The sequence below is a fragment of the Sphingopyxis sp. KK2 genome (assembly GCF_001990265.1).
GTDB lineage: Bacteria > Pseudomonadota > Alphaproteobacteria > Sphingomonadales > Sphingomonadaceae > Sphingopyxis.
Genome location: NZ_LYVN01000177.1, coordinates 1 through 6,931, shown reverse-complemented (window position 1 = coordinate 6,931; position 6,931 = coordinate 1). Strand labels below are relative to the sequence as shown.

Sequence of the window (6,931 nt, the reverse complement as noted above, 5' to 3'; positions counted from 1 at the left end):
TCGCCCCCGAATTCGTCATCGAAGCCACGGACTCGGCCCATTATGCGCGCTTCGGCGATGGCTCGGCGGGGCGGCGCCCGACCGACGGCACCGCGATGACCGCGCGCATCCGCCACGGCGGCGGCCGGCGCGGCAACATCGGGATCAACGCCATCGCGCATGTCGTCACCGACGACGGCGGCGCGATCCTCAATATTCGCAACCCCTTGGCGGGCTCGGGCGGCCGCGACCGCGAACCCGCCGCCGCGATCCGCGTCGCCGCTCCGCGGCACTTTCGCAAACAACGACGCGCCGTCACCCCCGCCGACTATGTCGCCGCCGCCGAGACCCATCCGCAAGTCCAGCGCGCCTATGGCGAACGTCGCTGGACGGGCAGCTGGAACACGATCTTCCTCGCGATCGATCGCCGCGGCGGCGCCTCGGTCGACGAGTCCTTCGAAGGCGCGCTGCGCGACCATCTCGCGAGCTATCGCCTCGCCGGGCACGATCTCGAGATCGTGCCGCCGCGCTTCGTGCCGCTCGACATCCGGCTTTTCGTCTGCGTCTGCGGCGATCATTATGCCGGCGACGTCGAACGCGACCTGCTCGATATCTTCTCGGCGGGGTTGATGCGCGACGGTCGGCCGGGCTTTTTCCATCCCGACAATTTCAGCTTCGGCGACAATATCCTGCTCTCGCCGATCATCGCGCGCGCGATGCAGGTGGCCGGGGTGCAGTGGATCGGCACGCGCGACGGGGCAGGGGCGGTCAAGGGCCGTTTCGGGCGGCTCGACCAGCCCGAGATCGATTTCGCCGACGACGCTGAAATTCCGATCGCGCCCAATGAAGTGGCGCGGCTCGATAACGACCCGACCTTTCCCGATTTCGGGCGCATCGCTTTCCTGATGGCGGGAGGACGCTGATGGCGCACAAGCCCCCCGCCACTATTTGCGGCGACAAGGATCGCGACGCAAAACGTCCCGACAACCGCCCGGGCCTCGCCGCGATCGCGTACCGGATCGGCACCTATCCCGAGTATAGGGACCGGATGGAGTGGCAATTGCCGCGCCAGACCGTCGTCGATCCCGAGACAAAGGCCGAACTCCAGCCGCTCGCTACGCTGCGCACGCGCGACCCGGGCGACCCGACGATCGCGCTGTTCGACGGCTTCGCGGCAACGCTCGACGTGCTCAGCTTCTACAGCGAGCGCGTCGCCAACGAGGGCTATGTCGGCACCGCGACCCAGCGCCGCTCGCTCGTCGAAATGGCACGGATGATCGGCTACGAACCCGCCCCCGGGGTCGCCGCCTCGGTCGCGCTGTCCTTTACCGTCGAGGCATCGGACGATCCCTATCGCGCCGTCGATATCCCGATCGGGGTGCAGGCGATGTCGGTGCCGACGCGCAAGGGCGAATTGCCGCAGGTCTTCGAAACCGTCGCGCCGATCACCGCGCGCGCCGAATGGAATGCGATGCCCGCGCGCACGCTGTACCAGCAGCCGCTGGCGCTGTTCCGCGATGCCGCCGACGACGATCATGCCGACAATGGCACCATCTTCCTCTTCGACCTCGACAACAGTTTCGGCCCCGACGCGCTCGCCGATCCCGACCTGCGCACCTTTGCCGCGGTCGGCGACCTCGCTCGCTACCACCCGCTCGACACGGGAACCGACCTCGACGATGCGCTCGTGCAGCGGATTTCGGCGCACGCGCTGAACCCCGAGGTCGAACCGCTGCTGCGCGCGCTGCCGGTCGATGAAATCTATCTGCGCGGCAACGGGCTCGGGCTCAAGCCGGGGCAGCGGATCGTCGTCATCGGCGTCACGGTCGCCGCCGATGCGACCCGCCAGATAGCCTCCTCGACGCTCCGCGTCGTCAGCGCGACCGACGACCGCGATTTCGGTGTCACCCGCCTCGTCGCGACGCGCGGCGGCGGCACCCCCGATGCGGTGAAGCGCGCGCCCGCACGCCGTTCGCCGCGCTTCAAGCGCCTCGCGATGCCGACCGCGCGGCTCGCTTTCTCCAGCGCCAATGTGAACAATATCGTCCGCCAGGCTGTGTGGACCGGGCCGGCGCTGACCGCGCTGGTCAAGACCCAGTCCTGGTCGCGCGTCAAGCTGATGCACCTGATCCGCCGCCAGACGCAGGTCGCCGCACCGCAGACCTCCGAGGCGCAGCCCGGCCTTTATATCCTGCGCGACGATTGCAGCTTCTTCGGCTCGGCAGCCCCCAAGCACAGCGCTCTCTTGGAAGAGCAGGGCCATGGCAGCGACTGGGACGCCGGTGACGGCGTGACGATCTGGACCGACAGCGGCGCCATCACCTACACCACGGCGCATGTCTTCGCCGAACGCGAGGTGAAGGAGATCGTCCCCGACGGCTGGATCGCGATCGAAACCGCAGAAGGCGAGGCGATGGTGTTTCGCGTCGCATCGGCGGCAACCCAGTCGCGCGCCGATTTCGCGCTCAGCGCCAAGACCACCGGGCTGACTTTGCGCAATCCCGATGGCAGCCCGCTCGTCTTGCCCGCCCCGGGGGTCGCCGAGCCGCTCAACGATTTCCGTTTTCGCACCGCGCATCTCTTCGGCGCCAGCGCGCCGCTCGAGCTTGCGGGCACCCCGATCCGCGAGGATGTCGAGGCGGGCGCCGACGCGCTCGACCTCGACGCGCTCTACCTCGACCTCGTCGACGGCCAGACGATCTCGATCGCCGGCGACCGTAGCGACGCCGACGGCCTCGCCGCGAGCGAGACGCTGACGGTCAGCGACGTCGTCCATATCGGGGGCTTCACCCGCCTGCTCCTCAAGAGCGGCCCCGAGTACAGCTATCGCCGTCCGACCGTCACCGTGAATGCCAATATGGCCGCCGCGACGCACGGCGAAAGCTATGAGGAACAACTCGGCTCGGGCGACGCCGCGCAGATATTCCAGCGCTTCAAGCTCACCAAGGCGCCGCTCACCTATGTCAGCGCCGAAACGCCCACGGGCCGCGCCTCGTCGCTCGTCATCCGCGTCGACGGGCTGCTCTGGCACGAGGTGTCGACGCTCTACGACGCCGGCCCCGATGACCGCGTCTATGCCGTGCGCGGCGAGGATGACGGCACGACCTGGGTCCAGTTCGGCGACGGTCTCCACGGCAGCCGCCTGCCGACCGGCCAGCTCAACATCATCGCCGCCTACCGCGCCGGTATCGGCCTCGCGGGCGAGGTCGCCGACGAGGCGATCATCCAGCTCAAGACCCGCCCGCTCGGTATCCGGTCGGTCGTCAACCCGAGCCGCGCGAGCGGCAGCGCCGCGCCCGAAAGCCTCGCCAACATCCGCCTCGCCGCACCGCGCGACGTGAAGACGCTCGGGCGGATCGTTTCGCTGATCGACTATCGCGATTTCGCCGCCAATTTCGCCGGGGTCGGCAAGGCGCAGGCGGCGCGACTCTGGTCGGGCGACAAGCAGGTCGTGCTCGTCAGCATCACCGGCACCAGCGACACCATCCTCGAAGCCAATGCCCCCGTCATCGCCAACCTCCAGGCCGCCGCCGACGGCGCGCGCGACCGCGCGCACCGGCTCGTCATCCTCCCCGCCGCACGGCGCTTCTTCCAGCTCGCCGCGCGCCTGTTCCACCATGCCGATTATCGCGCCGAGGATGTCGAACTCGCCGCGAGGGCGCAGCTGCTCGACGTCTTTGGCTTCGCGCGCCGCAACATCGGCCAGGTCGTCAGCGCCGCCGAGGTGATTGCCGCGCTCCAGTCGGTGCCCGGCGTCGTCGGGGTCGACCTCGACCAGCTCGCGCTGATCGTCGACGGCGGCAGCCCGCTGCCGTCGGCGACGCTCGCGACCGTGCTCCCCGCGCAGGGGGCGCGGATCGAGGACGAGGATTTTGCCGCCGCCGAACTCGTCACCCTGCTCGAAGCCGGCATCGCGCTGACCCTGGAGGCTGCCCGTGCATAACCGTCCGCCCGTGCCGCTGATCGAGCTGCTGCCGCAGCATCTGCGCAACCGCGACGCGAGCGAGGGCCGGGCGCTCGAGGCGCTGATGGGCATCCTTGCGGGCGAGCTTGCGGTCGTCGAGCGCGACCTCGACCAGCTCTACGACAATTGGTTCATCGAAAGCTGCGAACCCTGGGTTATCCCCTATCTGGGCGCGCTGATCGGCGCCCGCCCGATGCGCAGCTTCGGCGCCGGCGAGGTCGGCTTGCGCAGCTATATCGCGAATACTTTGAGCTATCGGCAGGCGAAGGGCACCGCCGCCGCGCTCGAACAGATTGCGCGCGACGTCACCGGCTGGCCCGTCGTCGCGGTCGAGTTTTTCCAGAAGCTGATCTGGAGCCAGCACGTCAACCATGTCCGTCCCGACGCGCCCGGCACTGCGTCGGTCCGCGATGCCGAGGCGGCGCGGCAGAGCGAGGGGGCCTTCTCCGCCGCGTGCCATAGTGCCGCCGCCGGCCCCGCCGACGGCGCGTCGGGGCGCTATGCCATCCCGCATGTCGGGCTCTTCATCTGGCGGCTCGACGCCTTCCCGCTCGGCTTTGTCTCGAATGCGGCGGCGGGCTATGTCGGCGGGCTGGTGCCGCGCGCTTCGGCGATCGGTCTGGGCTTCCGCCATTTCGATCCGCTCGGTGCCGACCGCACGCTGTTCAACCGGCCAAAGGCCGACCGCTCGGTCGCCGGGCGCGTCGATATCCGGATGGTCCCCGCGCCGCTCGACCGGCGGCTGCTTCACCGCGATCTCAACCGCCTGCGCGACGGCCGTCCGAGCGGCTGGTTCGACGAGGCGCCGGTGCTGCGCATCCGGCTTGGCGGCGCCGAGGTTCCGCCCGAACGGCTGCACAGCTGCAACCTCGAAACACGCGACGATGGCGGCGGTAATCCGACGTGGCGCCGGCCCGCACAGGCGGGGCATGTCCTCTTCGATCCCGAACTCGGCCGCCTCGCGCTTCACGCAAGCGACGAGGGCAAGGCGGTCGAGACGAGCTGCGCCTTCGCTGCGCCCTTCGCGATCGGTGGCGGTCCCTATGACCGTAGTGCGAGTTTCGCGGCGTGGCGCGAGGAAATTTTCGTCGACGGTGCCCCGGCGCCCTGGGTGATCGGCGTGTCGGCGCGCGCGCAGGACCAGACCGATGACGTGCTGCAGGGCGGGGTGGTCGTCGCCTCGCTCGCCGAGGCGATTGTCCGCTGGAATGCGGCGTCGAATGCCGGCACGCGGGGGCTGATCCTGATGCTCGATAATGGCAGCTATGCCCAAGACCTCGGCGACGCCGCGCATATCGTGAAAATCCCGCCCGGCGCGCGGCTGGCGATCGCCGCCATGGCCTGGCCGACGGTCGAGCGCGCCGGCGGGGTAATCGAACGCGACCTTCGTTCGCTTGCCCCCATGTACCGCCGCCCGCATATTCGCGGCGACCTGCGTATACGTGGCGCTGCGCCCGGCGCGGGGCAGGAGGCGGGGCGGCTGATCCTCGACGGCGTGCTCGTCGAGGGCGAGGTGGCGATCCTTGCCGGCGCGCTCGGTTCGCTCGACCTGCGCCACTGCACCATCGGCGCCTCGGCGGCGGGGCTGACCAAGGGGCTGCGCGTCATATCGCAAAATGGCGCGCTCGCGGTCGTCGTCGACCACAGCATCGCCGGTTCGCTCGCGCTCGGCCCGGCGGGCGGCGGGCTTCGCGTCGCCGACTCGATCATCGGCGAGGATCGCGACCTCCAGGCCGATCCCGACCTGCTCGCCGTCGTCGTCGACGCCCCCTCGGCCGACGTCGATTTCGCGCGCAGCACGATCTTCGGGCGCACCGCCGTTCGTTCGATCGAGGCCGAGAACAGCCTGTTCCTCGGCACCGCGCGTGCGGCGCAGCGACAGCGCGGCTGCATGCGCTTCAGCTACGCGCCGCTCACCTCGCGCGTCCCGCGCCGCTACCGCTGCCAGCCCGACATGACGATCGCCGAGGCCGAACAGGCGGCGGCGCCCAGCTCCCTGTCCGATGCCGAGAAACGACGCCTCGCGCGCAGCGTCACGCCGATCTTCACCGCCAGCGCCTTTCCCGCCAGCGCCTTCGGCCAGCTGGCGCTCGCCGCGCCCGATGCGGTCGCGGCGGGCGCGTTCGGCGGCGCCGAAATGGGCGCCGGTTTCGGCGCGGGCACGCCGTTCCGGCGCGCCAATCTCACCGACATGCTCGACGAATATCTGCCGTTCGGACTGGTGGCGGCACCCCTGTTCCAGACCTGAGGACAAAGACGATGACTGGCGATTTCACCCGCGACACCTTCCGCCCCGCCAAGGGGTACAGCGCCGTGCGGATGCAGCAGGGGCGGCTGTTCACCGACGCCGACTGGAACGAGGAGGGCGACATCCACCGCGGCGCGCTGCGCACCACCGCGCGATCGGTGATCGGCGCGAGCGGCTTTCCGGAAGATGCGCCGGGCTTCAGGATCCTCGAAGGCGCGACCAGGCAGACGCTGCTGATCGGCGGCGGGCAGGCTTATGTCGACGGCATCGGCCTGTCGCATGCTGCGCCGGTACGGCTCGGCCTGACGCGTCAGTCGGGCGCCGGCGCTGCGACGCGCTGGCGCGTCGACAGCGGCGCACGCGTCGCGGTCGGCGATTATCTCGTCCTTGCGGGGAACACCCCCGACCAGGCGGTGCGCGTCGCCGCGCTGCTCGACGACGTCGACGCGCTGCAAAGCTTCAACGCCGCCGCCGCGCTGTCGGCGAACAACAATGTCGCCGCCGACCTCTATCGCAGTGCCGAGAGCCAGCCCTTCTGGCCGGGCAATGCGCTCCCCGGCGCGGCGGGCGATTATCTCGCCTATCTCGACGTGTGGGAACGACCGGTCACTGCCGCCGACGACCCGTTGATCCGCGAAAGCGCGTTCGGTGGTCCCGATACCGCGATCCGCGACCAGATCGTCTGGCAGGTCAAGTTTGCGCGCTTCGCCGACCTGATCGCGGCGGGGGCGGTCGCGGCC

Annotated in this window: 4 protein-coding genes; all 4 read left to right on the top strand. The window is 69.9% G+C overall.

Annotated elements, in window-relative coordinates; translation table 11 throughout:
• Positions 1-902 (top strand): baseplate J/gp47 family protein (locus tag B1A78_RS19445; RefSeq protein ID WP_179102101.1); only part of this gene is annotated, 902 nt, incomplete at its 5' end.
• On the top strand, positions 902-3,922 hold the full coding sequence (locus tag B1A78_RS19440; RefSeq protein WP_077148543.1) for a putative baseplate assembly protein: 3,021 nt from the start codon (positions 902-904) through the stop codon (positions 3,920-3,922). The genes B1A78_RS19445 and B1A78_RS19440, both read left to right, overlap by 1 nt.
• Positions 3,915-6,191: a hypothetical protein gene (locus tag B1A78_RS19435; protein ID WP_077148542.1), complete on the top strand. Its 2,277-nt coding sequence runs from the start codon at positions 3,915-3,917 to the stop codon at positions 6,189-6,191. Before B1A78_RS19440 ends, B1A78_RS19435 begins: the two co-directional genes overlap by 8 nt.
• 11 nt (positions 6,192-6,202) lie before the next feature.
• The coding region (locus tag B1A78_RS19430; protein ID WP_218668006.1) for a DUF6519 domain-containing protein at positions 6,203-6,931 on the top strand (729 nt) is incomplete at its 3' end.

What these genes read in the sequence shown, in the direction of transcription:
- B1A78_RS19440 (WP_077148543.1), top strand. Translation starts at nt 902, where the DNA reads ATGGCGCACAAGCCCCCCGCCACTATTTGCGGCGACAAGGATCGCGAC.